This is a genomic window from Corynebacterium pollutisoli (assembly GCF_900177745.1).
GTDB lineage: Bacteria > Actinomycetota > Actinomycetes > Mycobacteriales > Mycobacteriaceae > Corynebacterium > Corynebacterium pollutisoli.
Genome location: NZ_FXAR01000001.1, coordinates 367117 through 393365, shown reverse-complemented (window position 1 = coordinate 393365; position 26249 = coordinate 367117). Strand labels below are relative to the sequence as shown.

The window sequence follows — 26249 nt, the reverse complement described above, 5'->3', positions numbered from 1 at the left end:
CCCGGCGGGGAAGGCGGCGTCGACAAGCAGCGGGTCAGTTGCGGAGCATCTCCGCGACCAGGAAGGCCAGCTCCAGCGACTGCTGGGTGTTCAAGCGCGGGTCGCAGGCGGACTCGTAGCGGCCCGGCAGGTCGACATCGGTGATGTCCATGGCACCGCCGAGGCACTCGGTGACATCCTCACCCGTGAGCTCGATGTGGATGCCGCCCGGGTGGGTGCCCAGCTGACGGTGGACCTCGAAGAAGCCCTGCACCTCGTCGATGACCTTGTCGAAGTGACGGGTCTTGTAGCCGTTGGAGGCGGTGAAGGTGTTGCCGTGCATCGGGTCGGACTGCCAGATGACCTTGTGGCCGGCGGCCTCGACGGCCTCGACGACCGGCGGCAGGGTGGTACGGACCTTGTCGTGGCCCATGCGCGCCACCATGGTCAGGCGGCCCGGCTCCTTGTCCGGATCCAGCTTCGCGGCGTAGGCGACGGCCTCCTCCGGGGTGATCGACGGACCGATCTTGATGCCGATCGGATTGGCGATGAGCGCGGCGAAGTTTACGTGGAAGTCCTCGATGCCGCGGGTGCGCTCACCGATCCACAGCTGGTGCGCGGACAGGTCGTAGAGACGGGTCTCACCGTCCTCGTCCTCGTGCAGGCGCAGCATGGCGCGCTCGTAGTCGACGAGCAGGGCCTCGTGCGAACAGAAGATGTCGGAGGTGCGCAGGGAGTCATCGTGGACACCACAGGCGTCCATGAAACGCAGACCGCGCTCGATCTCCTCAGCCAGGGCCTCGTAGCGGGCGCCCGCCGGGGAGTTGGCCACGAACTCACGGTTCCACTCGTGGACCCGGTTGAGATCCGCGGTGCCGGAGGACACCAGGGCACGCACCAGGTTCATGGCGGCGGAAGAGTTCGCGTAGGCGCGGATCATGCGGGCCGGGTCGTGGCGGCGGGCCTCCGGGGTCGGCTCGACACCGTTGACGATGTCGCCGCGGTAGTTCGGCAGGCCGTTCTCGTCCAGATCCTGGGAGCGCGGCTTGGCGTACTGGCCGGCGATACGGGCCAGCTTGACCACCGGGGTGGAGGCACCGTAGGTCAGGACGACCGCCATCTGCAGCAGCGTCTTGATGTTGGAGCGGATGTGCGGCTCGGTGTTCGACTCGAAGGTCTCGGCGCAGTCGCCGCCCTGCATGAGGAAGGCCTTGCCCAGGGCGACGTCGGCCAGCTGCTTCTTCAGAGCGGTGACCTCGGGCGCGACCACGGTCGGCGGCACCGACTCGAGGATCTTGCGGACGGTCTCCGCCTGGTTCCGGTCCCAGCTGGGCTGCTGCTTGGCCTCGCGGGAAATTACGTCCTCGAACCGCTCCTGCAGGCCGGCGGGAAGCGGCGGCAGGTCGGGGAGAACCTCTTTAGGGATGTCAACAGTCCAACTCACACCCATATTCATAGCACGGGTGTCCAGTCGAGTAACCCCCCGGGATGCTTTCGCCCCCTTAACGAAGCACCCGGTTTCCCCGCCCCAACGGGAGCACCTCGGCGCAGATCCGGAACTTCTCGAGGTTGTGGCGGGCGTCGACCAACGCATCGTGCGAGGCATCCGGGCTCTTCGGCAGATGCGGCTTCCCGGCCATCTCCCAGTACTGCTTGAGCTCGCGCGTGTACCGCGGGATCGACCGCGGCAGACCAGCCATGTCACCCCACAGCTGCGCGAGGACCACATGGTCGTAGGCACCGACCCAGGCCCACAGCTCGACATCGTCGCGGGAGGAGGTGAGGAAGGACAGGACCTCCGCGCGGATGGTGTCGAGGGAACGCCACACCGGGGCCCCCGGGTTGGGCAGCTTGTCCAGCACATTGTCACGCACCCAGGCATTCGCGCGGGAGGCGTCGAAGTCCGTGGAGACGGCGTAGTACTCGCGCCCGTCCTCGGCGACGATGCCGATCGAGACCAGCTCGATGGTCCGGCCGTCCTCGATGAACTCGGTGTCGTAGAAGTAGCGCACCTCATCAGCCTAACGTGTGCCGCCCCCACCACGATGACAGGGTGACGGGCCGCCGACTATATAGTCTTCTCCGTGATCGACGCCCCACCTGCCGCCCGTTCCCTCACCGTGGTTCTCGCCGTCGCCGCGTCCGTCGCGGCGCTGCTCCCCTGGCTCATCGACGCCGGCCCCGCCCTGCGCTACGCCATCGACATCGACGTCTACCGGGCGGGCGCGCGGGCCTTCCTCGAGGGCGACAACCTCTACACCCGCTCCTACGAGGTCGGCGGGATCACGCTGCCCTTCACCTATCCCCCGCTGGCGGCGATCCTGTTCATCCCCGTCGCCCTGGTGCCCTACCCAGTGGCGCTCGTGGGCTGGACCCTCGCCTCGGCGGTGCTGCTGTGGTGGTGCCTCGTCATCGTCCTGCGTCACGCCGTGCCCGGGGTGAATCACCGGGTCGTCGCCACCTGGATCCTGCCGCTGGCGCTTCTCGCCGAACCCGTGCGGGAGACCCTGGGCTTCGGGCAGATCAACATCATCCTCATGGCGCTGGTCCTCGCCGACACCCTCACCCGCCGCCCGTGGCTGCCGCGCGGCGTGCTCATCGGTCTGGCCGCCGCCATCAAGCTCACCCCGGCGGTGTTCATCCTCGTCTTCCTCGTCCGTCGGCAGTGGCGGGACGCGGCCGTGACCTTCCTGTCCGGGGTGGGCTTCACCCTGGCCGCCGCCCTGGTGAGCTGGCGCAACTCCTGGACCTACTGGCTGGACACCCTCACCGACACCGGGCGCATCGGCGGCGAGGCCTACGCCTCCAACCAGTCGATCCGGGGCGTCCTGGCCCGCCTCGCCGAGCCGGGTGAACAGGCTGACCGCCTGCTGTGGCTGGTGCTGGTCATCGGGGCGCTCGGGCTCATCATCGTGGCGATGCTGCGCGCGCAGACCACGCTCGCGACCGTCCTGCTGGCGTCGACCGCCGCGCTGCTGTGCTCCCCGGTGTCGTGGTCCCACCACTGGGTGTGGCTCATCCCCGTCGCGGTGACGCTGCTGCTCGGGCCCGGCCGGGTTCTCGGTGCGGTCGTCCTGCTGGCCGTCTTCACCTCCCCCCACTGGTTGCTGCCGAACAACCACGGAGCGGAACACGCCTGGCCGTGGTGGGCGCAGCTGGTGGGCAGCTCCTACCTGCTGGTGACGCTCGCGGTGGTGGTGGCGGCGATCGTCTCGCCGCGGGTGCTCGCGGGACGTCGATAAGCAGCCCCCAGCTGCGGTGGCATGACCGACCACCGGGCGTACGGGATGCGGGTGACCAGCCACAGTGCGAGGGAACCGAGCGCGGAGATGACCATGCCGATGGTCATCCACAGGGCCGTCTCGTGGAGGGCGTTGTCAGCGCCGCGGGTGATCGGCAGATCCCAGCCACGCATGTTGTAGTGGTACAGCACCGTCAGAGCGATGGGATGGCCCAGGTAGATGACCAGGGTGTGCCGGCCGAGGAAGGACAGCACGTCCACCACCACCGGGGTCCGGGCCAGCAGCACCGCGACGATGACCGCCATCGGCAGCATGAGCAGCTGCACGAACGAGTTGACGATGAGCCGCAGGTCGACGAAGCCGACCGTCTCGGCGAACGGCAGCGGCCAGGCGAAGGACACGTCAGAGACGGTGTTCCACCAGGCCCACACCGCCGCCAGGCTGAAGCCCGCGGCATAGAGGATGGTGCCGCGCGTGAGGTGACGCAGGCTCGTCGCCGTCTCCGCGAAGTGGCGGATGTGCTGACGCAGATGCGCGCCGAGGAGGAACGCCGGCAGATAGAGCACCGCCTTGCCGATCATGTGCTGGTCCGCGTGAAGCGGCAGGATGAGGATCGGGGCGAAACCGACGAGAACACCCGCCCACCAGGGCAGCTTCCGCGTCAGCCACAGGACGATGTTGAAGATCACCAGGGCGTAGAGGAACCAGTACATGTTCCGGCCCTCGACGATGTGCTCGATGTAGCGGGAGATCCCCGGCATCTCCTTGCCGTCGTACAGGTTCCACTCACGGAACTTGAACCACAGCTCGATGGGCACCCACACCACGTAGGGAACGAGGAAGAACCACAGCCGGCGGAGGAAGAGGTCCTTGAATGTGAAACCGAACACCTTTGCCGAGAAGAAGCCGCTGACCATGAAGAACAGGGGCATCCGCAGGGGGTCGAGGATGCGGTTGATGTGGGCGGCGGTGGTCTCCATGCCCTCGGGCACGGCCAGGCTCACGTGCAGCAGCACGACGCCGACAATCGACAGGCCCTTGGCCACATCGGGCCAGCGTAGGCGGGTTTTCGGAGCGGACACAGTGGTGACGGTGGGTGCTGACACGCGTCTCACCTCATCCCGTACGCGCAGCCTGATACTTACCTGCCGGAGAGCTCCGGCACAGTCCAGTGGTCAAGTATAGAGATCGCCTGGCAATCAGCCAAGAGTCGGCTCAGCGCCCTGCGGCCATCCGCGGCCGGCGGCGAGGGACTCCTTGACCTCGGAGGCGTACATGTCCACGTACGGCTGGCCGGACAGCTCGGTGAGCACGGCCATGACATGGTCGGTGAGCGGGCGGGCCGCCTCGCGGGAATCCGGGTCGATGCCCAGGGACTCGACGTAGGCGCGGCCGTCGATCGGCTCGCCCACCTTCATGCGCACCTTGCGCGGGCGCGGGATCCACGTGCCGATGGGGTTGGCATCGCGGGAGCCGATCATGGCCAGCGGGACGATGGGGGCGTCGGTGGCCAGGGCGATACGCGCCATGCCGGTGCGTCCCTTGTAGATGCGCCCGTCCGGGGAGCGGGTGCCCTCCGGGTAGATGCCCAGTACGTCGCCCCGGTCGAGGACGGTGCGGGCGGCGGCGAGGGTGGCGTCACCGGCGTTGGCGGCGCCGCGCTCGACCGGGATCTGGCCGATGGAGGTGAAGAACCACTTCTGCAGGCGGCCGATGAGGCCGGGGGCGGTGAAGTACTCCGACTTCGCCGGGAAGGTGATGTTGCGCGGGCTCAGCGCGGGGAAGAAGAAGGAGTCCATGACGGCCTGGTGGGTGGAGGCGATGATCGCCGAGCCCTCCGCCGGGATGTGCTCGATGCCCTCGATGGTCGGGCGGTTCCAGACGCGCAGGAACGGGCCGATGAGGACGTTCTTGTACAGCCAGTACCACTTCTTTTCCATCGGACTTCTCCCCTTTAAGTTTCGGTGCGCGCGAGATCGGACACGCCGATCATACCCGCGTTCGCCCCCAGTTCAGCGGTTCCCACGACCGGGAGACGGCGATGTCCCGCCCCCACAATGGACCGGCCCATTTTCTCGACGGCACCGGCGAGGAAGAGGTCGGCGTCGGCCGCCACTCCCCCGCCCAGCACGATGAGTTCCGGGTCGAGGACATCCGCCACGATGCTCAGCCCCTGCCCCAGCCAGCCGGCGAAATCCGCGAGCACCGCGCGGGCCCGCTCATCACCGCCGCGGGCGACGCTCATGATGGCATGGCCGCTCAGCCCCGGGGGCATGCCGTGGGCCTGAGCGGTGTCCGCCAGCGCCGTGCCGGAGGCGTAGCGCTCCAGGCAGCCGCGCTTGCCGCAGGCACACCGGCGGCCGTCCGGGACGACGGTGAGGTGACCGAACTCGGGGGCCGTGCCGAAGGCGCCGCGGAAGATCCGGCCGTCGATCATGAGGGCCGCCCCGATCCCGGTGCCGACGGTGAAGAACACCCACGTCCCCGCTCCCTGTGCCGATCCGAAGCGGTACTCGCCCCACGCGGCGGAGTTGGCGTCGTGCTCCATGGCCACCGGCAGGCCGAGCCGCTCCTGCAGCCGGGCGCGCACGGGGGTGTCCCGCCAGGGCAGGTGCGGGGCGAACCGCACGATCTCGCGTTGCGGGTCGAGGAAGCCGGCGACCGCCAGGCCCACCGCGCCCGGCTCGTGCGGGCGCAGCTCATCGACGAGGGCGGCGATGGTGTCCTCGAGCGCGTCGGCCGTGCGCGGGGTGGGCACGGACCGCTGCTCGAGGATCTCGCCGCTCTCCGTCACGAGGGCGGCCCGGCACTGCGTCCCCCCGATGTCGAAACCCACCGTGTTCATCTATCGGAGTATATCCCGCAGCCGCGCGCCCATGATGTCCCAGGACCATTCGGTCCGCGCGTAGCGACGCCCCGCCTGCCCCATGTCCGCGGCGAGCTGCGGGTCGTCGAGAAGCGTGAGCAGCGCGGTGGCGAGCTCGTCCTCGCGGCGGCCGTCGACGACGATGCCGGTCTCGGGGGTGACGGTCTCCGGGGCACCACCGGAGTCTCCGGCGATGACGGGGATGCCGCACGCCTGCGCCTCGAGGTAGACGATGCCGAGGCCCTCGACGTCGAGCCCCTTACCGCGGGTGCGGGCGGGCATGGCGAAGACGTCGGCGGCCGCCAGAGCATCGCGCAGGGCGGTGGTGGACAGGGGGCCGGTGAACTCGACGGCGTCGCCCAGCGGGGCGGCCAGCTGCCGGAGGGTGTTCTCGTAGGAGCCCGAGCCGACGATCCGGAGACGGGCGTCCGGGTGGCGGTCGAGGATCCGCGGCCACACGCGCAGCAGCATGTCCTGGCCCTTACGGGGTACGAGCCGGGAGACGCAGATGACGGTCGGCGGGCCGGCGGGACGGTCGGCGGGGCGGAACCAGTCGGTGTCGACTCCCGAGGGCAGGTGCCGGAACTGCGGGTGCGGGCCGAAAGCGCGGCGGAAGCGGCGCAGCGTGTAGTCGGAGATGTAGGTGACCACATCGGCGTTGTCGCCGATACGTCGCAGCACCCGGCGGGCACCGGGCAGCATCGACCAGCCGACCTCGTGCCCGTGGGTGCTGGCGATGATGCGGCGGGCGCCGGCGCGGCGGGCGGCGGCGGACATGAGCGCCAGCGGGGCGGCGGCACCGAACCACACGGTGTCGATGTCGAGTTCCCGGATGATCTGGCTCATCGCCTCCGCGGTGGAGGGGGTGGGCAGCATGACGTGGCGGGGCCAGCGGATGACCCGGTACGGCAGCGCGGCGTCGTGGTCCGCGGCCGCGGCGCGGTCCTGCGTCGAGGCGAAGACGACGACCTCCTGCGGATCCAGGGTGGCCAGGAAATCCCGGAGGTAGGACTGGATGCCTCCCACCGTGGGCGGGAAGTCATTGGTGACCAGCAGAATCCGGGGCATGTGCCGAATGGTACTAGTAGCGGACCGCGCCCGCCCACGGCATGGAGTCCACGGAGACGACCTGCACCGGGATGCCGTAATCGGAGGCGTGGACGAGCTGACCGTTACCGATGTACATGCCCACGTGCGTCACACCCGGGTAGTAGCCGACGATGTCGCCCGGCTGCAGGTCCGCGCGGGACACCGGGGTGCCGCCGGCCAGCTGGGCCTGCGAGGTCCGCGGGATCGTCTTGCCCTGCTGCTGGTAGGCCCACACCATGAGGCCCGAGCAGTCGAACTGGTTCGGGCCGGTCGCGCCCCAGCCGTACGGGGAGCCGAGCTTGCTCAGCGCGGCACCCACGGCCCCCTCCCCGGTGAGCGAGATCGGGGCGAGCGGGTTGTTCTTGTTCTCCCACAGGGCGCGGGCGGCCTCGTCGAGCGCGGCGACCTGCTCCTCGATCTCCCGGATGCGGTTCTGCAGCTCATCCTGCTCCGCGGCCAGCACCCGGTGCTGCTTCTCCAGCTGGGACTGCTGGAAATTAGCCTCCGCCACGATGCGGGAGGCGTCGGTGTGCGCCCGGCCGGCCTCGGCGGTCGCTGCCGCGAGCTTATCGACGGCCCGCTCGGTGTTCCGGGTCAGCGTGCCCAGGTAGGCGGCGCGGTCGATGGCGTTCTGCGGGTTGGCGGCGGCGATGGCGTTGGTGACCGGGTCGACCATGAGGCTGCGGTACTTCGCGCCGGCGAGATCGTTGACGTCGTGCTGGAAGTCCCGCTGGGCGGCCTGGGCTCCCTGAGCCCGTTCGCGGGCCCGGTCGGCCTGCTGCTTGAATCCGTCGATCCGGCCCTGCCCCTCCTCGATCTCCACCTCGAGCTGCTTGACCTCCTCGCTCTTGGCGGTGGCCTCGTGGGAGACCACCTCCATGTCGGCGATGAGGGCCTCCACGTCCTCGGCGGTGGCGTGGGGGGCGGTCAGTCCGCCCGTGATGAGGGCGGTGCCGAGAACGGTGGCGGCGCTGAGACGGATGCCGGGAAAGAAACGCAAGGTCACTCTTTCATAACGAAACGATGGCCGGTGATTGCCACGGACCACTATAGACCCTTAACAACAACTGAGTAAACAACCTGGACCAATGTCGTGACCGCTGTGACCCGTGGTGCCGGAGAGCCCGGAAATGCGATCAGCCCGCCCCGGCGAAAGGCCGGGATCGGGCTGGTGGCAGGCGGTCGCGCTTAGAAGCGGACGGCGGAGTGGATCGGCTGGAAGTGCAGCGGACGCTCGCCGACCGGGGTGCCGGAGTTGAGGGCGTCGACGATCATGCCGTTGCCGACGTAGATGCCGACGTGGGTGGCACCGCCGTAGTAGGCGATGATGTCACCCGGCTGAAGCTGGTCCAGCGGGACGCGCTGGCCCTGGGCCGCCTGAGCCTGGGAGGTACGCGGGATGGACTTGCCGACCTGCTGGTAGGCCCAGGTGGTCAGGCCGGAGCAGTCGAAGGCGGACGGGCCGGTGGCGCCCCAGGCGTACGGAGCGCCGATCTTGGAACGCACGGCGTTGGCGATGGCCTGACCCTGGGAGGAGGCGGCCGGTGCAGCGGCCGGAGCCTGTGCGGCGACGTTGGCCACGTAGTTGTTGACCTCCTGGACTGCCGGGGCAGCCGGGGTGGCGGGGATGAACTGCTCCACGTTCGGGACGTTCTCCAGGCCCGGAACATTCACAGAGATGTTGGTGTTCGGGATGGTGACCTCAACGGCGTTGGCAACGCCCGGGGCGAGGACGGTGGTACCCATGACAACCGCGGAGGCGGCTGCGATACGACGGGTAGCGGTCTTGTTGAGGCGACGGTGCTGAGCCACGAATGTTTCTCCAGATCTTCCTTGTGCCTACCGAGTTAGCTGTCGGGTTGGGATCTTCGGAAGCTTCCCTCCCCCACTCCACGTCGTAGCGACGCTCTAGCGGAGGATTCACCCCAGAGAACTCTGTGTGGTTCCCCGGCTCCCCTGACGGGGATTCGGCATTATTTTCAGTTCAGTCATTCGGCGGCTTCATCGGGAAGCCCCGCAATGTCTCGAACAGGTTACGAAACAACAACGAAACTTGTCCAACGATCGCTCCTGGCGTGTCGCCGTTATCAACCCGTTATCGACAAACCATGTCTCGAGCGGCCCTGAACCGGCCGAACAGGATTGGGGACAAATCAGCTGTCAATCTCCCGCCATATGACCCGCTGACCTTGGGCGATGCCCCCTAGGGACACACCCCGACATCTGACGTTTTCCCGGGCCCGGAACGCGTCGCCCACCACATCGTGACCCCGCAGTGATTTGCCCCACATGAGGAAACGAGGTGCCCCTTATGGCCCAACAATCACACAAGTAACACGCCCCGGAGGCTGCCCGGCGATCCCGGAACGTCATCGTTCCTCTTATATAACCACCGGGCTTTCGCTGCTCCGACACCCGCCAGGGTATACGGGATGCCGCCAGGAGGCCCTGGCAGGCCCCTGCGGCCCTCAGACGCGCGGCAGGTGGGCAGGGGCCCCGCAGGGTCTGCGATGCCGCAGACGCGGCACCGCCTGATTCCCCCCTCTATATACGTCCGTGGTGTCGACAACGAGGAGACCCTGCCTCCCCCAGGTATCGGGAAGACAGGGTCTCTACTCGTGAGCGCAGTGGTGACTGCAGGTGGACCTTAGTCCAGGTATCCGGACTCGCGGTCCTTGGAGCGGTTGGCCTCGTTGAGGTTCTCCAGCATCGCGGCCTCTTCACGGTGGTTGGCGTGAGCGGTGTCGACAGCGGCGTCGGTGAAACGCTGGTCGTCGGCCTTGATGAGGGAGCCGCGGGAGATGCGGTCCGCGAAGCCCAGCTGGTTCATACGCTTCGGGACGGAAGCACCGGCGTATGCGAGCGGGACCGGGTGGCCGTGCTCGTCGACCGGGCCCAGCGGCTGGTGGATCTCGACGAACGCACCGTTCGGCATCTGCTTGATGACACCGGTCTCGATGCCGTGCTCGAGGACAGCGCGGTCAGAGCGCTGCAGGCCGACACAGATGCGGTGGGTGATGAAGTAGGCGATCGGCGGCAGGATGATGACACCGATACGACCGACCCAGGTCATCGCGTTCAGGGAGATCTGGAAGAAGTGGGCGACGTGGTCGTTACCACCGGAGATGGTCACCAGCAGGAAGAAGGTGATGGCCATGGCGCCGATGCCGGTACGGACCGGAACGTCACGCGGACGCTGCAGCAGGTTGTGGTGAGCGTCGTCGCCGGTGGCGTTCTTCTCGATCCACGGGTAGGCGAACAGCAGGACGACCATGAGACCACAGACCAGGGCGACCCAGAACGCGGACGGGATGGTGTAGTTGCCCAGGTAGAGCTCCCACGCCGGCATGACACGGGCGACACCGTCAGTCCACAGCATGTAGACGTCAGGCTGGGAACCTGCGGAGACCTGCGACGGGTTGTAGGGGCCGATGTTCCAGATCGCGTTGATGGTGGTCAGGCCGGACATGAGGGCCAGGACACCAGCGGTCAGCAGGCCGTAGCCGATGGCCTTGGTGGCGAAGACCGGCATGATGCGGACGCCGACGACGTTGTTCTCGGTGCGGCCGGCACCCGGGAACTGGGTGTGCTTCTGGTACCAGACCAGCGCCAGGTGAGCGGCGATCAGGCCGAGGATGATACCCGGCAGGATGAGCACGTGGGCGATGTAGAAACGGTCGAGCATGAGGTCGGACGGGAAGTCGCCGCCGAAGATCAGCCAGTGCAGCCAGGTGCCGATGATCGGCAGACCCAGGATGATGGCGGACATGATGCGGAGGCCGACGCCGGAGAGCAGGTCATCCGGGAGGGAGTAACCCATGAAGCCCTCGGCCATGCCCAGGATGATCAGGGTGCAGCCGATGATCCAGTTGGCCTCACGCGGGCGTCGGAACGCACCGGTGAAGAAGACACGCAGCATGTGCGCGACCATGGCCATCATGAACATCAGGGCGGCCCAGTGGTGCATCTGGCGGACGAAGAGTCCACCGCGGACCTCGAAGGAGATGTCCAGTGCGGTTGCGTAGGCACGGGACATTTCGACACCGTTGAGCGGCAGGTAGCCGCCGTCATAGATCACCTTGGTGATGGACGGGTCAAAGAACAGCGCCAGGTAGACACCGGTCAGCAGCAGGATGATGAAGCTGTAGAGAGCCATCTCACCGAGCATGAAGGACCAGTGGGTCGGGAAGACCTTGTTCAGCTGCGGACGCAGCAGACCGGACGCGGTGTAGCGCGAATCAATGTTGTCGGCAGCTTGTGCCAGCTTGTTGCTCATTAGGACTTACGCTCCCAGAATGCAGGGCCAACGGGCTCGATGAAGTTGCCCTTGGCGATGAGGTAACCCTCTTCGTCAACCGTGATCGGCAGCTGCGGCAGTGCACGGGCGGCCGGGCCGAAGACCGGCTTGCCGTACTGCAGTGCGTCGAACTGCGACTGGTGGCACGGGCACAGAATGCGGTTGGTCTGAGCCTCGTACAGAGAGGTCGGGCAGGCGATGTGGGTGCAGATCTTCGAGTATGCGTAGTAGTCGCCGTAGTGGAAGTCCTCCTGGCCCTCACGCTCGATGGCCTTCTCGGCATCGGAGGAACGCAGGCGGATCAGCATGACGGGGTTACGCGGACCATGGACGGAGTGCATCTGCTCGACGTAGACGTCGCGCTCCGGGTTGTACTGCTCGCCGTCGTTGACGTACTCCTCCGGCAGCGGGTACACGGTCTCCATGCCGCCGGCGTCCAGATCCTCGGGACGGACGCGGACGAGGCGGGAGACGCCGGTGGTGGTCCAGTGGGTGCCGGTGTCGCCGGTGTGCTCCTCGGCGATGGCGCCGGTGTCGCGGGCGAGGTACAGCTTGACGCCGTTCTCGTGGAGGGTCCAGCCGGAGGTCCACAGGGTGCCGTCACCCATGATGCCCAGCTCGCCCTTCTTCCACGGGTTCTTGATCATGCCGCCCAGCGGGGCGACGACGATGAGACCGAAGAGGATGCCGGCGCCGCCGAGCAGACCCTGCAGTGCCTTGCGGCGGCCGAGGGTCGAGGTCTCCCAGGAGTCGTTGAGCAGAGCGGTCAGGGTACGACGGTCAACCTCAGAGGAGGGGCCGTCGTGGCGACGCTGCACCGAGATCTCCTCGGGGATGATGGTCTTCACGTAGAGGACCACCGCGATGCCCAGGGCGATGATGGAGATACCGGAGGTAAGACCCAGAGCCGGGGTGTAGAAGGTGTGCCACAGGTGGCCCTCCTCGCCCAGGTTCTTGAACTCCCACGGCCAGAAGATGTAGACGCCGAGGAAGGCGATCGCGGCGATGATGCCGACGATCAGCCAGATCATGACCGCGCGTGCGGCACGCTTCTCGGCCGGATCGTTGGCGACCGGGAAGCGCTCCTTGCGGAAGGCGACGGTCACGTCGTCCAGCTCGGTACCCAGACGCGCGAGCTCGTCGTTGCTCATCGCGTTGAGTTCCTGCTTGGTGTAGTTCTTCTTCACTTCGTTGCTCATGAACGCGATCCAATCCACATAGCGGCAAGACCCAGGATGGTGATGCCGATGAACCACATGGCCATACCCTCAGACACCGGGCCGAGGCCGCCCAGGCCCCAGCCACCCGGAGACGGGGTCTCCTTGGTGGCCTTGATGAAGGCGATGATGTCCTTCTTCTCGTCAGCGGAGAGCTGACGGTCGGAGAACTTCGGCATGTTCTGCGGGCCGGTGAGCATCGCCTGGTAGATCTCCTGCTCGTTGGCGGGATCCAGCGGCGGTGCATACTTACCGGAGGACAGTGCGCCGCCACGGCCGGTGAAGCTGTGGCAGGAGGCGCAGTTCAGACGGAACAGCTCGCCACCACGGGCGATGTCCTGGGCGTCGATCATGCCGTTGTAGTTCTTGCCGCGGAGCTCCTCCATGGCAAGGGTGCCGTCCTCGTTGTACACGAGCTCCGGGCCGCCGCCGTTGGCTGCCACGTAGGCGGCCATGGCGAGGGACTGGGCCTCGGTGTAACGCGGGGTCTTACGCTCAGCCTGAGCGTCGTTGGACATCATCGGCATACGGCCGGAGTGGACCTGGAAGTACACGGCGCCCTCGCCGATACCGATCAGGGACGGACCGCGGTCCTGCACGCCCTGGAGGTTGGCACCGTGACAGGTGATGCAGGCGACGTCGTAGAGGTCCTTGCCCTCCTGGATGAGTGCCTGGTCGTCACGCTGTGCGGTGGCGACCTGCGCGTCCGGGGTCAGGGCGGTGGCGAGGACGCCGGCGCCGGTGAGACCCAGGGTGAGCGCGAAGGCACCGACGGCAGTCCGGCGCATCTTGCGGCGGCTGCGGGCCTTCTTGGCCGACGCGGGCGACTGCTCGTCGCCGTTGGCGGCAATGTTCGGATTGGTATCCATCATTTTCCTTTAGAAATTTCGGTGTGGAAAGTGAATGGCTGCAGGCCGATTGCTCGGCAGGCTACGGCCTACTGGACAAGGTAGAGAGTGATGAAGACGCCGACCCAAATGACGTCAACGAAGTGCCAGTAGTAGGACACTGCCATGGCGGCGGTGGCCTGTGCCGGCGTGAACTTGGACACGGTGATACGTCGCAGAATGACGATGAAGGCGATAACACCTGCAGTCACGTGTGCGGCGTGGAAGCCCGTGATGATGTAGAAGACCGAGCCGAAGACGCTCGACTGGACGGTCACTCCGTGGAGGATGAGCTCGTACCACTCGTATGCCAGGAAGGCGAGGAAGCCCACTGCCAGACCAACGGTGATGAGGTACCAACGACGGAGTCCGTAAACGTCACCCCTTTCTGCTGCGAAGACGCCGAACTGCGAGGTAACCGAGGAGGCGACCAGAATGGCCGTGATGATGAAGCCGAACAGCACGTTGAGGTTTGCTGTCTGCTCATTCCAGTCGCCTGCCAGGCCGTTCGCACGCGAGGTGAAGTACATCGCGAAGAGTCCGGCGAAGAACATCAATTCCTGAGACAGGAACACAATCGTGCCGACACTGACCATGTTGGGTCGGTTCAGTGCGGGAACACGCTGTGGTGCTGCCATACCTGAGTTTGAAACTGCGCTCGTCACGCTGACTAGTATGACCGCTCCGGCGCACAAAGTCACTTCAACTCCCCCCGCTCCCGCAGCAGAATTGGGAATATCACCTGCGGTTTTCTTTGTTGAGGTGCCCCCGAAAGATTCCTCTACACCCGCGGGAACTTTTTCCGCTGCCATCCGACGCGGCGTTTGTGCAGGTCATCTTCCCCGATTGTCTCGAATACCCCCCGTGGCACTCGTTGGGCGTTACCCTACCCCATTCCCCGCGGTTCGTCCGGAGATCGACACGATGACCTCAAGAGATGTAAATCACACGGGTTTCCGGGCCTCATCCGCCGGTACCAACTTTCGGTTGACCCCCTGCACGCTGGGCTTTCCCGCCCGCGGGGCGCTTATCGACGCCCCTTCTCCCCCGCCGCACGCGGCGTCGTCACGCTCCCTGAATCACGACGAGGCACCCGCCCCGGGGGGACGAGTGCCTCAATCGAGATTTGTGTGGCGGGTCAGGCCGCCGAGAAGGCTAGTGCTTCTCCTTCGGCAGACCGTACTGCAGGCTCAGGCCGTAGGTGGCCCAGATCAGCAGGATGGCGCCCATGGCGATGAGCCAGAAGTGCCAGAAGGCGATACCCAGACCGGTGACACCGACAGCGCCGGCCATCCACAGCGGATAGATGGAGTTCGGGGAGAAGAAGCCGAGGATACCGGCCTTGTCCTCGACCTCGGCCTCTTCCCAGTCCTCGGGGAGGATGTCGCTGCGGGAGGAGGTGAAGTGGAGGTACACACCCAGCATGACTGCCAGTGCGGTGGAGAGGATCAGGGCGGTGACGCCGACCCACTCGGTACCACCGAGGTAACCGTCGTCGCCGACGAAACCGGTACCGAAGATGTAGATGACAGACATCAGAGCGAGGAACGCGGCGATGCCGTACATCAGCTTAGAACCAGAGTTCATGGTGAAATTCCTCCGTTAGATGTTGGCGTTGTGGTCCACGTAGTTCTCGCCGTCCCAGGTCTGACGGGACGAGTTGAACGGGTGGGTGGTGGTGGCGTACGGAGCCTCACCGATGGAGGCCAGAGCCTCGGAGTTCGGGGCATCCGGGTTGTCGATGCGGAACTGCAGGTACTCGGTGAAGGCCTCCGGGGAGACGACACGGAGCTCGAAGTTCATCATGGCGTGGTAGGTACCGCACATCTCGGCACAGCGTCCGACGAAGGCGCCCTCCTCCTCGATGGCCTCGATCTGGAAGGCACGCTGCTGCTGGTTGGCCTCCGGGTGAGCGAAGGCGTCACGCTTGAAGAGGAACTCCGGGATCCAGAAGGAGTGAGCCACATCGCCGGAGGCGAGCTGGAACTCGATCGGGGTGTTGGAGGGGAGAACCAGGACCGGGATCTCGTCGGTGGTGCCGACGGTCTCGATCTGGTTGAAGTTCAGGTAGGACTGGTCGCCCTTGGACATGCCGTGGATCGGGTTCGGGTTCTTGACCGTCTCCGGATCGTCGTGGCGGGTGGCGTCGGCCAGGGCCTGACGCTCCTCGTCGGCGCCGTCGTACTCGGAGCCGGTCGGGCTCAAGCCAGCGGCGACGTTCTGGTAGCCGAACTTCCAGTTCCACTGGAAGGCGGTCACGTCGACGGTGACCTCCGGGTTCTTGTCCAGAGCGGTGACCTTCTGCTGGGTCTGGACGGTGAAGAAGAACAGACCCATGACGATGAAGATCGGCAGGATGGTGAGCACGAGCTCGAGCGGCACGTTGTACTGCAGCTGCTTCGGGAACTCGCCCTTGCCGGCCTTCTCCGCCTTCTTGGCGTTCCAGCTGAAGACGGCCACGAGCATGAGAGCCCACATGATGATGCCGATGATCCAGGCGGTGACCCAGACCCAGACCCAGAAGTTGTACATGGCGGTCGCCTCCGGGGTGATACCCGTCGGCCAACCCATGCCGATGATCCTGCCGACGCTCTCCGGGGGAGCCACGTCACAACCGGCAAGGGCGAGGCCGCCGAGGGCCATCACACCGCCGAGACCCGCCTTACGGGCGAAGCCACGCTTCTTACGCTGTTCCACGTGTGTCTGCCTTCCTGTCCACACTAAATCCTTGAACACTGGTTTAAGCATTCCTGATACTGCAGGATAGTTCATTCACTGTGGTTATCCACGCTGTTTCCGTCCCGCTGCTTCGATCAGGAAGCCACCGGTGCTCCTCGAAGTACCCCGGATGTTACAGCCCATATGGGGTTACCCGCGAATGATGCCCCACCCGGTACCGAAACGGTGTTACCCATTTCACAATCCGCAGGTCCCGGCATCATCCGAAAGTATCCACCCGTAAGTGGACCCTTTTCACCCCCTGCCCCCACCACCCTCCGAACAGGGCCGAAGCGAGCCGCGTCACTTTGGACGTGCCGGTGTCGCTTCCCGACGCCCCCGGGCCGTATCGTAGGACCGACTACGTCCGTTATATAGAGGAGAACATTTCCACATGTGCGGTTTTCTTGGCATGCTCACGGCCGACGGTGATGCCGGCTCGTTCGTCGACGCAGTGACCCGCGCGCTTCCGTGCATGCGCCACCGCGGACCCGACGACGCCGGCACCTGGCACGACGACGACGTCGTCTTCGGCTTCAACCGTCTGTCCATCGTCGACCTCGAGCACTCCCACCAGCCCCTGGTGTGGGGCCCGGAGGACAACCCGGCCCGCTACGCCCTCGTCTTCAACGGCGAAATCTACAACTACGTCGAGCTGCGCGAGGAGCTCAGTGCCGCGGGACTGGAGTTCCGCACCGAGGGTGACTCCGAGACCATCGTCGTCGGCTACCACCACTGGGGCGAGGACGTCGTCGAGCACCTGCGGGGCATGTTCGCCTTCGCCATCTGGGACACCCAGGAGAAGACGCTGTTCGTCGCCCGCGACCAGTTCGGCATCAAGCCGCTGTTCTACGCCACCACCCCGGCCGGCACCGTCTTCTCCTCCGAGAAGAAGTCCATCCTGGAGATGGCCCCCGAGCTGGGTCTCGGCCTGGACCTTGACCGCCGCGCCATCGAGCACTACGTCGACCTCCAGTACGTGCCCGAGCCGGAGTCCCTCCACGCCGGGATCCGCCGCCTCGAGTCCGGCTGCACCGCCACGCTCAAGGCCGGCGACACCGTCACCGCCGAGCGCTACTTCAAGCCGCGTTTCGACGTCACCCCGGTGCCGAAGGGCTCCGAGCAGGATCTCTTCGACCGGATCGCCCGCGCCCTGGAGGACAGCGTCGAGAAGCACATGCGCGCCGACGTCACCGTCGGTTCCTTCCTCTCCGGCGGCATCGACTCCACCGCGATCGCCACCCTGGCCAAGCGCCACAACCCGAACCTGCTCACCTTCACCACCGGCTTCGAGCGGGAGGGTTACTCGGAGGTCGACGTCGCCGCGGAGTCGGCCGCCGCGATCGGTGTGGAGCACATCGTCAAGGTGGTCTCCCCCGAGGAGTACGCCGACGCGATCCCGAAGATCATGTGGTACCTCGACGACCCGGTCGCCGACCCCTCCCTCGTGCCGCTGTTCTTCGTGGCGCAGGAGGCCCGCAAGCACGTCAAGGTCGTCCTCTCGGGCGAGGGCGCCGACGAGCTCTTCGGCGGTTACACCATTTATAAGGAGCCGCTCTCCCTCGCGGCCTTCGAGAAGGTGCCCACCCCGCTGCGCCGCGGCCTCGGCCGCCTCTCCCGCGTCCTGCCCGACGGGATGAAGGGCAAGTCCCTCCTCGACCGCGGCTCCATGACGATGGAGGAGCGCTATTACGGCAACGCCCGCTCCTTCAACTTCGAGCAGCTGCAGCGCGTCCTGCCCTGGGCGAAGGAGGAGTGGGACCACAAGGAGGTCACCGCCCCCGTCTACGCGCAGTCCCGTCACATGGACCCGGTCGCCCGCATGCAGCACCTCGACCTGTTCACCTGGATGCGCGGCGACATCCTGGTCAAGGCCGACAAGATCAACATGGCCAACTCCCTGGAGCTGCGCGTGCCCTTCCTGGACAAGGAGGTGTTCGAGGTCGCGCAGACCATCCCGCACGACCTGAAGATCGCCGGGGGCACCACCAAGTACGCCCTGCGCAAGGCGATGGAGCAGATCGTGCCGCCGCACGTCCTCCACCGGAAGAAGCTGGGTTTCCCGGTGCCGATGCGCCACTGGCTGGCCGGCGACGAGCTCTACGGCTGGGCCCAGGACACCATCACCGACTCCCAGACGGACGACATCTTCGACCGGAAGGCCGTCCTCGAGATGCTCAGGGAGCACCGCGACGGTGTCTCCGACCACTCGCGCCGCCTGTGGACCGTCCTGGCCTTCATGGTCTGGCACGGCATCTTCGTGGAGAACCGCATCGATCCGCGGATCGAGGAGAAGGACTACCCGGTGGACATCTGATCCGCCGGATGACGCGCGAAGGCGCCTGCCCTCCCCCACGGGAGTGCAGGCGCCTTTATCGTCGAGTGACGAATCAGTTGAAGGAGTCGCCGCAGGCGCAGGCACCGCCGGCGTTCGGGTTGTCGATGGTGAAACCCTGGGACTCGATGGTGTCGGCGAAGTCGATCTTCGCACCGGTGAGGTACGGGACGCTCATCTTGTCGACGACGAGGCGGACGCCGCCGATCTCGTCGACCTTGTCACCGTCGAGGTCACGGTCGTCGAAGTACAGCTGGTAACGCAGACCGGCGCAGCCACCCGGCTGGACGGCGATGCGCAGGGCCAGGTCGTCACGACCCTCCTGGTCGAGGAGTGCCTTCGCCTTGGCGGCGGCGGCGTCGGTGAGGATGACGCCGGTGCTGGATGCGGGAGCGGTCATGGTGTTGATCTCCTTAGCGGGGGAAGCTTCGTTACGCGCCCACCATACTCGTCGTCCGAGAATGAGTGCGCTCACCCATACACAACACGACGTCGGTGACCCGTATTCCCGTCCCGCGGCATCCGCCTTGTAGCCTGGGACACGTGAAACTCCCCTGGCAGAAATCTGACGAATCATCCCCGGTCGAGCCCGCGGCGACGCCGGATCCCACCCCTGCTCCGGCCGAGCAGGAGCAGCCCCGCCCGAAGGGTTACACCCCGCCGAAGGGTCGCCCCACCCCGAAGCGCCGTGAGGTGGAGATCGAGCGCGGTGTCATCCGTGACCGCAACGCCCCCCGTTCCCAGGCCCAGGCCAGCGCGCAGCGCAAGGAACTGAAGAAGTCCATGTCCAAGGAGGAGTGGAAGGCGTACAAGAACAAGGAGCGGGAAGAGAACCGGAGGCACCAGCGTGAGGTGCAGAAGGCGATGGACTCCGGCGACGAGCGCTACCTCCTCCCCCGCGACCAGGGCGTGGAGCGTCGTTTCGTCCGCGACTGGGTGGACTCCCGCCGTTTCATCAACAACTGGGTCCTCCCGGTGGCGCTCGGCCTGCTGGTGATCATGTTCATCGGCACGTTCGCGCCGACCTTCGCCAACATCATGTCGCTCATCGCCATGGCGCTCATGGTGGTCTTCTTCATCGAGGGCGTGTGGGCCGGTTCGGCCGCGAACAAGGCGGTCCGCGAGAAGTTCCCGGACACCACCGCCACCGGCCTGGGTCTGGGCTTCTACGCCTACTCCCGCATGACGCAGCCGCGGAAGTGGCGTTCGCCGAAGCCGCGCGTCGCCGTCGGCGATAAGGTGTAGCCATGCTTATCGACGCCACGCCGATCACCGCCCCCGACGCATCCGCCGGGGAGGCCTCCCTCACCGCGAGCGCGGACTCCGGCACGGGCCGCCTGCGTGAGCTGGGTGCCTGGATCGCCGCCTGCCAGGGGGTTCACCCCCCGCAGCCGCTGCGCCGCTGCCGGGTGGTCGTCTTCGCGGGTGATCACGGTGTGGCGCAGCGCGGCATGTCGCTGCTCCCCGCGGGGCATTCCGTGGAGCGCGCGGCGGAGATCGAGTCCGGGGCCGGCCCGGTGAACGTGCTGGCGCGGGCGACGGGGGCGTCGGTACGCGTCGTGGACGTATCCCTCGACCACGAGGCCTGGGGGGAGGAGCGCGTGGCGCGCTCCACCGGGGCCATCGACGTCGAGGACGCCATGGACGCGGAGCAGTACGCCCGCGCCGTGGAGATCGGCCGCCGTGTCGCCGACCAGGAGATCGACTCCGGCGCTGACCTGCTCATTCCAGGCGACCTCGGCGTGGGCAACACCACCGTCGCCGCGGCCCTGCTCGGCGCGTTCACGGGAACGGAGCCCGTCGCGGTCGTCGGGCCGGGGGCCGGTACCACCGACGAGCTGTGGAAGATCAAGGTCGAGGCGATCCGCGACGCGATGTTCCGCGTCCGCGGCACCACCGACGAGCCGGAGGAGGTGCTGCGCCGGATCGGGTCCCCCGACCTCGTGGCGCTCACCGCGTTCATCGCCCGGTCCGCGGCCCGCCGCACTCCCCTGCTTCTCGACGGTGCCCCCGTCGCCGTCGCCGCCTACCTGGCGGAACGTCTCTCCCCCGGGGTCCGCGCCTGGTGCCAGGCCGGCCAGCTGACCCCGGAGCCCGCGCACCTCATCGCGCTGCAGGCCCTCGAGCTCACCCCCCTGGTGGCCCTGGACATGAACGCCGGCCAGGGGGTCGGCGCGCTGGCGGCCCTCCCGCTGGTGCAGGCGGCCGCCGCGCTGCAGGCTGATTAGGCCTCGACGAGCGTGTGCACCCAGCCGTGGGTGTCCTCGTACTCACCGCGCTGGATGTGGGTGAGACGCTCGCGCATGGCCATGGTGATGTCACCCGGCTGGTTGCCGTTGATCTCGAATTCGCCGTGGTTGGACAGCACGCGGCCGACCGGGGTGATGACGGCGGCCGTACCGCAGGCCATGGCCTCGGTCATGGCACCGGAGGCGACGTCGTCGCGCCACTCGAACTTGGAGATCTTCCTCTCCTCCGTCTCGTAGCCCAGGTCGCGGGCGACCTGCAGCAGCGAGTCACGGGTGACGCCGGCGAGCAGGGAGCCGGACAGCGCCGGGGTGACGATCCGCGCGTCCTCGCCCGAGCCGTACACGAAGAACAGGTTCATGCCACCCATCTCCTCGATGTAGGTGTGCTCGATGGCGTCGAGCCACACGACCTGATCGCAGCCCTTCTCCTCCGCCTGGGCCTGCGCGAGCAGGGAGGCGGCGTAGTTGCCGGCGAACTTGGCGGCACCGGTACCACCCGGCGCGGCGCGGACGTAGTCCTCGCTCAGCCACACGGAGACCGGCTTGACGCCACCGGTGAAGTAGGCGCCGACGGGCGAGGCGATGACGAAGAAGGTGTACCTGTTCGCCGGGCTGACGCCCAGGGAGACCTCGGTGGAGATCATGAAGGGGCGCAGGTAGAGGCTGGCCTCGCCGCCGGCGGCGGGGACCCAGTCGCGGTCGACGTCGACAAGCAGGCGGATGGCCTCGAGGAAGTCCTCGGTGGGCAGCGGCGGCATCGCCATACGGGTGGCGGAACGCTGCATGCGCTCGGCGTTGCGCTCAGGGCGGAAGGTGGCGATGGAGCCGTCCGGCTGGCGGTACGCCTTGATGCCCTCGAAGATCGCCTGGCCGTAATGGAACACCGTGGTCGCCGGGTCCATGGGGATCGCCTCGTAGGGGCGCACGCGTGCGTCGTGCCAGCCCTTCTCCTCGGTCCACTCAATGGTGACCATGTGATCGGTGAAATTCTTGCCGAACCGCGGATTCCGCAGAATCTCCTCGCGCGCCTCATCGGACGTCGGGGTGCTCGTGCGGTTCACGGTGAAGTTGAGAGACGTCATGCGGACAACGCTACACCGACACCGGTGTGGTGATCTCTATAAGCTGGACACATCCCGTTCCACGTCCAGGAGGAAATATCTATGGCGAAAACCACGATCACGCTTCCGGCCCGCGGCACCACCCCCGCCGTCGAGCTGGCGAAGAAGGCCCCGAAGAAGACCGACGCCCTGCTCGTTCCTCTCCTGTGCGGCGAGAACGGCCCCGAGCTGCCCACCTCCGCGCTGCTCGACGACGCCGCCTCCCGCCAGGTCCTCGCCCACCTCACCGCCGTCGGCGCGAAGGGCAAGGCGAACGAGATCACCCGCGTCCCCTTCGAGGAGATCTCCGTCATCGCCGTCGGCCTGGGTGACCCGGAGGAGCTGGACGACGAGACCGTGCGCCGCGCCGCCGGGTGCGCCGCCCGTTCTCTCAAGGGCCTGGGCACCGTCGCCACCTCGCTCGGCGTGTTCGGCCTCGCGCCGGCCGTCGAGGGCCTCATCCTCGGTGCGTACCACTACCGCGGTATCCGCAGTGAGGAGGAGAAGGACAACGGCGGCGTCGAGAAGCTCGTGTTCGTCGCCGGCGAGAAGAAGGAGTTCGAGACCGCGGTGACCACCGCGGAGGCCGTCGCCTTCGCCCGCGACCTCGTCAACACCCCCTCCTCGCACCTCTACCCCGAGTCCTACGCCGCGGTGCTCTCCGACGCAGCCCGCGAGGCGGGCGTCAAGGTCGAGGTCCTCGACGAGCAGGACCTGGAGAAGCAGGGCTTCGGCGGCATCCTCGCCGTCGGCCGCGGCTCCGCCCGCGCCCCGCGCCTCGTGCGCCTGACCTGGGCACCGCGCAAGGCCGCGAAGGCCGTCGCCATGGTGGGCAAGGGCATCACCTTCGACACCGGCGGCATCTCGCTCAAGCCCGGCGCGAACATGGAGAACATGATCTCCGACATGGGTGGCTCAGCCGCCGTCGCCGCCACCGTGCTGGCCGCCGCGAAGCTGAAGCTGCCGGTGCGCATCACCGCCACCCTGCCGCTCGCCGAGAACATGCCCGACGGCCTGGCCACCCGCCCCGGTGACGTGATCACCCACTACGGCGGCACCACCTCCGAGATCATCAACACCGACGCCGAGGGCCGCATCGTCCTCGCCGACGCCCTCGCCCGCGCCTCCGAGGACAACCCCGACTACCTCCTCGAGGTGGCCACCCTCACCGGCGCGCAGATGATCGCCCTGGGCACCCGCACCACCGGCGTCATGGGCTCCGACGAGTTCCGCGACCGCGTCGCCGAGGTCGGCCGCTCCCTCGGCGAACCGGCCTGGGCGATGCCGCTGCTGGAGGAGCACGAGGAGACCATCAAGTCCCCCACCGCGGACATCCGAAACGTGGACAACACCCGCTGGGGCGGCATGGAGTACGCCGGCCTCTACCTGTCGAAGTTCATCGACGAGGGCATCGAGTGGGCCCACCTGGACATCGCCGGCCCCTCCTTCAACTCCGGTTCTGTCCACGGCTACACCCCGAAGCGCGCCACGGGCGTTCCCGTGCGCACCTTCCTCTCCCTGCTGGCGGACATCGCCGGGGAGTAGGTTCCGTCGCGCATATCCCCCAGGCATGTGCCTGGGGGATATTCCCTTTCTCGCCTCAGTCCGGCAGCTCGCCCCGTTCAAAGGCCGCCCGGCGGCGCTTCTGTTCCTCGCGCTTGCGCAGGATGCGGTCGCGTTCGATGCGCTCGCGCATGCGCTGGGGGTACCCGGTCTCCTCCACGTCGAAGACGGGGACACTGAGCAGCTTCCGCAGGGCGTCGATGCCCTTGGGACCACCGATGCGGCGGCGGGTGAAGTCACCGTGTTCGTCGACCAGCACGACGGACATCTCATTGACCACGGTCTCGGGCTCGACGTAGGCCTCGACGAAGGCCTTCCCCCGGCACCAGGCGCGGAGATGGTCGGCGTCCTCCGCGCGGATGGTCTCGCCGGGGGCACGCGGGGGCCGGAGACCACCCCGGGACTTGTTGCGACCGAATAGATTGAACACGCCTTACAATTGTAGGGGCACTGGATACCCGGCTGTTCAAACCCCGGTACGCTTGGGTCTATTAGCTATCGATCAACAAACGACTTTCGAGGAGTCAGAAACACTATGGCGTTCTCCGTAGAGATGCCCGAACTGGGCGAATCCGTCACCGAAGGCACCATCACCCAGTGGCTGAAGCAGGTCGGCGACCGCGTCGAGGTCGACGAGCCGCTGCTTGAGGTCTCCACCGACAAGGTCGACACCGAGATCCCCTCCCCCAAGGCCGGCGTCCTGCTGGAGATCAAGGCCGAGGAGGACGACACGGTGGACGTCGGTTCCGTCATCGCCGTCATCGGCGAGGAGGGCGAGGAGGCTTCCTCTGATGAGTCCGACGACGCTGAGGCTGAGTCTGAGGCCGAGGCGAAGGAGGAGGCTCCGAAGGAGGAGAAGAAGTCCGCTCCGAAGGAGGAGAAGAAGTCCGCTCCGAAGTCCTCCGGTAAGGCCACCGACGTGGAGATGCCGGAGCTCGGCGAGTCCGTCACCGAGGGCACCATCACCCAGTGGCTGAAATCCGTGGGTGACACGGTCGAGGTCGATGAGCCGCTGCTTGAGGTCTCCACCGACAAGGTCGACACCGAGATCCCGTCCCCGGTCGCCGGCACCCTGCTGGAGATCCTCGCGGACGAGGACGACACCGTCGATGTGGGCGAGGTCATCGCCCGTATCGGTGACGCCGACGCCGCCGGCTCCGATGACGCCGCTGACGACGAGGACGAGGATGTCCCGTCCGAGGAGGCCATCGAGGAGGCGGAGTCCAAGGACGAGAACGAGACCGTCGAGGAGGCCGCTGACGCCGACGAGGACGACGCCGAGGACGAGGACGTCTCCGGTGACTCCACCGACGTCGAGATGCCGGAGCTGGGCGAGTCCGTCACCGAGGGCACCATCACCCAGTGGCTGAAGCAGGTCGGCGACAACGTCGAGGTCGACGAGCCGCTGCTCGAGGTCTCCACCGACAAGGTCGACACCGAGATCCCGTCCCCGGTCGCCGGCACCCTGCTGGAGATCCTCGCGGACGAGGACGACACCGTCGATGTCGGCGCCGTCATCGCCCGCGTCGGTTCCGGTTCCCCGAAGAAGGCGGCCAAGAAGGACGCCAAGGACGAGGACAAGAAGGACACCGACGACGCCCAGGCCGAGGCCGAGAAGCTCGCCGAGGAGAACGAGAAGGAGGAGCCGAAGAAGGAGGCTCCCAAGGCTGAGAAGAAGGCTGAGCGCAAGGCCGAGCAGACCGAGGAGCCGGCGGAGAAGAAGTCCAACGCCGACGTCCCGTACGTCACCCCGCTGGTCCGCAAGCTGGCCGACAAGCACGGCGTCGACCTGACCAAGGTCGAGGGCACCGGTGTCGGTGGCCGTATCCGTAAGCAGGACGTCCTGGCCGCCGCCGAGGGTGGCGCCGACGTCAAGGCCGACCAGGCCGCGGACAAGGGTGCCCGCTCCAACTGGTCCACCAAGTCCGTGGATCCGGAGAAGGCCGAGCTCATCGGCACCACCCAGAAGGTCAACCGCATCCGCGAGATCACGGCGAAGACCATGATCGAGTCCCTGCAGAAGTCCGCTCAGCTGACCCATGTCCAGGAAGTCGACATGACCCGCGTCGCGGAGCTGCGCAAGGAGGCGAAGGAGGCGTTCGTCTCCAAGCACGGTGCGAACCCGACCTACCTGGTGTTCATCGTCAAGGCTGTCGCTGAGGCACTGGTCTCCCACCCGAACGTCAACGCGTCCTACAACGCGGAGACCAAGGAGATGACCTACCACGCGGACGTCAACATCGGCATCGCCGTGGACACCCCGCAGGGTCTGCTGGTCCCGGTCATCAAGAAGGCCCAGGATCTGTCCCTGGTGGAGATCGCCAACGCCATCACCGACCTGGCCGAGCGTGCCCGCAACCGCAAGCTGCGCCCGGACGATCTGTCCGGTGGCACCTTCACGGTGACCAACATCGGTTCCGAGGGTGCTCTGCTGGACACCCCGGTGCTCACCCCGCCGCAGGCCGGCATCCTGGGCACCGCGGCCATCGAGAAGCGTCCGGTCGTCGTCACCGACGACGGCGTCGACTCGATCGCCATCCGTCAGATGTGCTACCTGCCGTTCACCTACGACCACCAGGTTATCGACGGTGCCGACGCAGGTCGCTTCATCACCACCGTCAAGGACCGCCTGGAGACCGCGGACTTCCAGTCCGACCTGGATCTCTAGTCTGAGCTGAGTGAAACCGTCACCCCGCCGGGGTGGCGG

23 protein-coding genes and 1 riboswitch are annotated in these 26249 nt (G+C 66.9%); of the genes, 6 read left to right on the top strand and 17 right to left on the bottom strand.

Annotated elements, in window-relative coordinates; genetic code table 11:
- Positions 1 to 34 precede the first annotated feature (34 nt).
- Both B9Y70_RS01910 and B9Y70_RS01905 read right to left on the bottom strand, forming a co-directional pair.
- Positions 35 to 1423: a class II 3-deoxy-7-phosphoheptulonate synthase gene (locus B9Y70_RS01910; RefSeq protein ID WP_085548543.1), complete on the bottom strand. Its 1389-nt coding sequence runs from the start codon at positions 1421 to 1423 to the stop codon at positions 35 to 37.
- Between the two features lie 58 nt (positions 1424 to 1481).
- Positions 1482 to 1991, bottom strand: coding sequence for a polyadenylate-specific 3'-exoribonuclease AS (locus B9Y70_RS01905; RefSeq protein ID WP_085548542.1), 510 nt, complete (start codon positions 1989 to 1991; stop codon positions 1482 to 1484).
- Positions 1992 to 2063: 72 nt separating this feature from the next.
- Between B9Y70_RS01905 and B9Y70_RS01900 the strand changes: the two genes are divergently transcribed.
- Positions 2064 to 3221 (top strand): glycosyltransferase 87 family protein, encoded by a 1158-nt coding sequence (locus B9Y70_RS01900; protein ID WP_159449771.1) that lies wholly within the window; start codon positions 2064 to 2066, stop codon positions 3219 to 3221.
- Here the strand turns inward: B9Y70_RS01900 and B9Y70_RS01895 are convergent.
- From B9Y70_RS01895 to ctaC, 12 genes are all read right to left on the bottom strand, one after another.
- On the bottom strand, positions 3149 to 4303 hold the full coding sequence (locus tag B9Y70_RS01895; RefSeq protein ID WP_159449770.1) for an acyltransferase family protein: 1155 nt from the start codon (positions 4301 to 4303) through the stop codon (positions 3149 to 3151). The genes B9Y70_RS01900 and B9Y70_RS01895 overlap by 73 nt on opposite strands.
- 117 nt (positions 4304 to 4420) lie before the next feature.
- Positions 4421 to 5161, bottom strand: a complete 741-nt coding sequence (locus B9Y70_RS01890) for a lysophospholipid acyltransferase family protein (protein ID WP_085548539.1) — start codon at positions 5159 to 5161, stop codon at positions 4421 to 4423.
- A 14-nt stretch (positions 5162 to 5175) separates the two neighbouring features.
- On the bottom strand, positions 5176 to 6066 hold the full coding sequence (locus tag B9Y70_RS01885) for an ROK family protein (protein WP_085548538.1): 891 nt from the start codon (positions 6064 to 6066) through the stop codon (positions 5176 to 5178).
- Positions 6067 to 7155 (bottom strand): glycosyltransferase family 4 protein, encoded by a 1089-nt coding sequence (locus tag B9Y70_RS01880; protein WP_085548537.1) that lies wholly within the window; start codon positions 7153 to 7155, stop codon positions 6067 to 6069.
- 13 nt (positions 7156 to 7168) lie between these two features.
- Complete coding sequence (locus B9Y70_RS01875) at positions 7169 to 8176, bottom strand: C40 family peptidase (protein ID WP_240309089.1); 1008 nt, start codon at positions 8174 to 8176, stop codon at positions 7169 to 7171.
- A 188-nt stretch (positions 8177 to 8364) separates the two neighbouring features.
- A complete protein-coding gene (locus tag B9Y70_RS01870; protein ID WP_085548536.1) occupies positions 8365 to 8988 on the bottom strand; it encodes a C40 family peptidase in 624 nt (207 codons plus the stop codon).
- Positions 8989 to 8997: 9 nt separating this feature from the next.
- Positions 8998 to 9159, bottom strand: a riboswitch (cyclic di-AMP (ydaO/yuaA leader).
- A gap of 664 nt (positions 9160 to 9823) precedes the next feature.
- Positions 9824 to 11452: a cytochrome bc1 complex cytochrome b subunit gene (gene qcrB / locus B9Y70_RS01865; protein ID WP_085548535.1), complete on the bottom strand. Its 1629-nt coding sequence runs from the start codon at positions 11450 to 11452 to the stop codon at positions 9824 to 9826.
- Positions 11452 to 12672, bottom strand: a complete 1221-nt coding sequence (gene qcrA, locus B9Y70_RS01860) for a cytochrome bc1 complex Rieske iron-sulfur subunit (protein WP_085548534.1) — start codon at positions 12670 to 12672, stop codon at positions 11452 to 11454. Before qcrA ends, qcrB begins: the two co-directional genes overlap by 1 nt.
- On the bottom strand, positions 12669 to 13562 hold the full coding sequence (gene qcrC / locus B9Y70_RS01855; RefSeq protein WP_143337468.1) for a cytochrome bc1 complex diheme cytochrome c subunit: 894 nt from the start codon (positions 13560 to 13562) through the stop codon (positions 12669 to 12671). Before qcrC ends, qcrA begins: the two co-directional genes overlap by 4 nt.
- Positions 13563 to 13627: 65 nt before the next feature.
- Positions 13628 to 14242, bottom strand: a complete 615-nt coding sequence (ctaE, locus tag B9Y70_RS01850; RefSeq protein WP_240309088.1) for an aa3-type cytochrome oxidase subunit III — start codon at positions 14240 to 14242, stop codon at positions 13628 to 13630.
- Positions 14243 to 14732: 490 nt separating this feature from the next.
- A complete protein-coding gene (ctaF, locus tag B9Y70_RS01845; RefSeq protein WP_085548531.1) occupies positions 14733 to 15164 on the bottom strand; it encodes an aa3-type cytochrome oxidase subunit IV in 432 nt (143 codons plus the stop codon).
- A gap of 15 nt (positions 15165 to 15179) precedes the next feature.
- Positions 15180 to 16274, bottom strand: coding sequence for an aa3-type cytochrome oxidase subunit II (ctaC, locus tag B9Y70_RS01840; RefSeq protein WP_085548530.1), 1095 nt, complete (start codon positions 16272 to 16274; stop codon positions 15180 to 15182).
- Between the two features lie 415 nt (positions 16275 to 16689).
- On the opposite strand from ctaC, the gene asnB reads away from it, so the two are divergent.
- A complete protein-coding gene (asnB, locus tag B9Y70_RS01835) occupies positions 16690 to 18612 on the top strand; it encodes an asparagine synthase (glutamine-hydrolyzing) (RefSeq protein WP_085548529.1) in 1923 nt (640 codons plus the stop codon).
- Positions 18613 to 18685: 73 nt separating this feature from the next.
- Here the strand turns inward: asnB and B9Y70_RS01830 are convergent, their stop codons facing one another.
- Positions 18686 to 19030, bottom strand: a complete 345-nt coding sequence (locus tag B9Y70_RS01830) for a HesB/IscA family protein (RefSeq protein ID WP_085548528.1) — start codon at positions 19028 to 19030, stop codon at positions 18686 to 18688.
- A gap of 143 nt (positions 19031 to 19173) precedes the next feature.
- On the opposite strand from B9Y70_RS01830, the gene B9Y70_RS01825 reads away from it, so the two are divergent.
- Positions 19174 to 19875 carry a DUF3043 domain-containing protein gene (locus B9Y70_RS01825; RefSeq protein WP_085548527.1) on the top strand — a complete coding sequence of 234 codons (702 nt, stop codon included), beginning with the start codon at positions 19174 to 19176 and terminating at the stop codon, positions 19873 to 19875.
- Between the two features lie 2 nt (positions 19876 to 19877).
- Complete coding sequence (locus tag B9Y70_RS01820) at positions 19878 to 20858, top strand: nicotinate-nucleotide--dimethylbenzimidazole phosphoribosyltransferase (protein WP_085548526.1); 981 nt, start codon at positions 19878 to 19880, stop codon at positions 20856 to 20858.
- Here the strand turns inward: B9Y70_RS01820 and B9Y70_RS01815 are convergent.
- Positions 20855 to 21961 carry a branched-chain amino acid aminotransferase gene (locus B9Y70_RS01815; RefSeq protein WP_085548525.1) on the bottom strand — a complete coding sequence of 369 codons (1107 nt, stop codon included), beginning with the start codon at positions 21959 to 21961 and terminating at the stop codon, positions 20855 to 20857. The two genes, B9Y70_RS01820 and B9Y70_RS01815, sit on opposite strands and share 4 nt — an antisense overlap.
- An 81-nt stretch (positions 21962 to 22042) precedes the next feature.
- Between B9Y70_RS01815 and B9Y70_RS01810 the strand changes: the two genes are divergently transcribed.
- Complete coding sequence (locus B9Y70_RS01810) at positions 22043 to 23524, top strand: leucyl aminopeptidase (protein WP_085548524.1); 1482 nt, start codon at positions 22043 to 22045, stop codon at positions 23522 to 23524.
- 55 nt (positions 23525 to 23579) lie between these two features.
- Here B9Y70_RS01810 and B9Y70_RS01805 read toward each other — a convergent pair whose 3' ends face one another.
- On the bottom strand, positions 23580 to 23972 hold the full coding sequence (locus B9Y70_RS01805; protein ID WP_085548523.1) for an oxidoreductase: 393 nt from the start codon (positions 23970 to 23972) through the stop codon (positions 23580 to 23582).
- A gap of 105 nt (positions 23973 to 24077) precedes the next feature.
- Between B9Y70_RS01805 and sucB the strand changes: the two genes are divergently transcribed.
- Complete coding sequence (gene sucB / locus B9Y70_RS01800) at positions 24078 to 26210, top strand: 2-oxoglutarate dehydrogenase, E2 component, dihydrolipoamide succinyltransferase (RefSeq protein WP_085548522.1); 2133 nt, start codon at positions 24078 to 24080, stop codon at positions 26208 to 26210.
- Positions 26211 to 26249: the final 39 nt, after the last annotated feature.

Bases quoted from the DNA above. Each gene is read 5' to 3' on its own strand.
- qcrA (WP_085548534.1), bottom strand. From the start codon at position 12,672: ATGAGCAACGAAGTGAAGAAGAACTACACCAAGCAGGAACTCAACGCG.
- qcrC (WP_143337468.1), bottom strand. From the start codon at position 13,562: ATGATGGATACCAATCCGAACATTGCCGCCAACGGCGACGAGCAGTCG.
- B9Y70_RS01820 (WP_085548526.1), top strand. From the start codon at position 19,878: ATGCTTATCGACGCCACGCCGATCACCGCCCCCGACGCATCCGCCGGG.
- B9Y70_RS01880 (WP_085548537.1), bottom strand. From the start codon at position 7,155: ATGCCCCGGATTCTGCTGGTCACCAATGACTTCCCGCCCACGGTGGGA.
- B9Y70_RS01815 (WP_085548525.1), bottom strand. From the start codon at position 21,961: ATGACGTCTCTCAACTTCACCGTGAACCGCACGAGCACCCCGACGTCC.
- qcrB (WP_085548535.1), bottom strand. From the start codon at position 11,452: ATGAGCAACAAGCTGGCACAAGCTGCCGACAACATTGATTCGCGCTAC.
- sucB (WP_085548522.1), top strand. From the start codon at position 24,078: ATGGCGTTCTCCGTAGAGATGCCCGAACTGGGCGAATCCGTCACCGAA.
- B9Y70_RS01890 (WP_085548539.1), bottom strand. From the start codon at position 5,161: ATGGAAAAGAAGTGGTACTGGCTGTACAAGAACGTCCTCATCGGCCCG.
- asnB (WP_085548529.1), top strand. From the start codon at position 16,690: ATGTGCGGTTTTCTTGGCATGCTCACGGCCGACGGTGATGCCGGCTCG.
- B9Y70_RS01885 (WP_085548538.1), bottom strand. From the start codon at position 6,066: ATGAACACGGTGGGTTTCGACATCGGGGGGACGCAGTGCCGGGCCGCC.
- B9Y70_RS01830 (WP_085548528.1), bottom strand. From the start codon at position 19,030: ATGACCGCTCCCGCATCCAGCACCGGCGTCATCCTCACCGACGCCGCC.
- ctaF (WP_085548531.1), bottom strand. From the start codon at position 15,164: ATGAACTCTGGTTCTAAGCTGATGTACGGCATCGCCGCGTTCCTCGCT.
- B9Y70_RS01810 (WP_085548524.1), top strand. From the start codon at position 22,043: ATGGCGAAAACCACGATCACGCTTCCGGCCCGCGGCACCACCCCCGCC.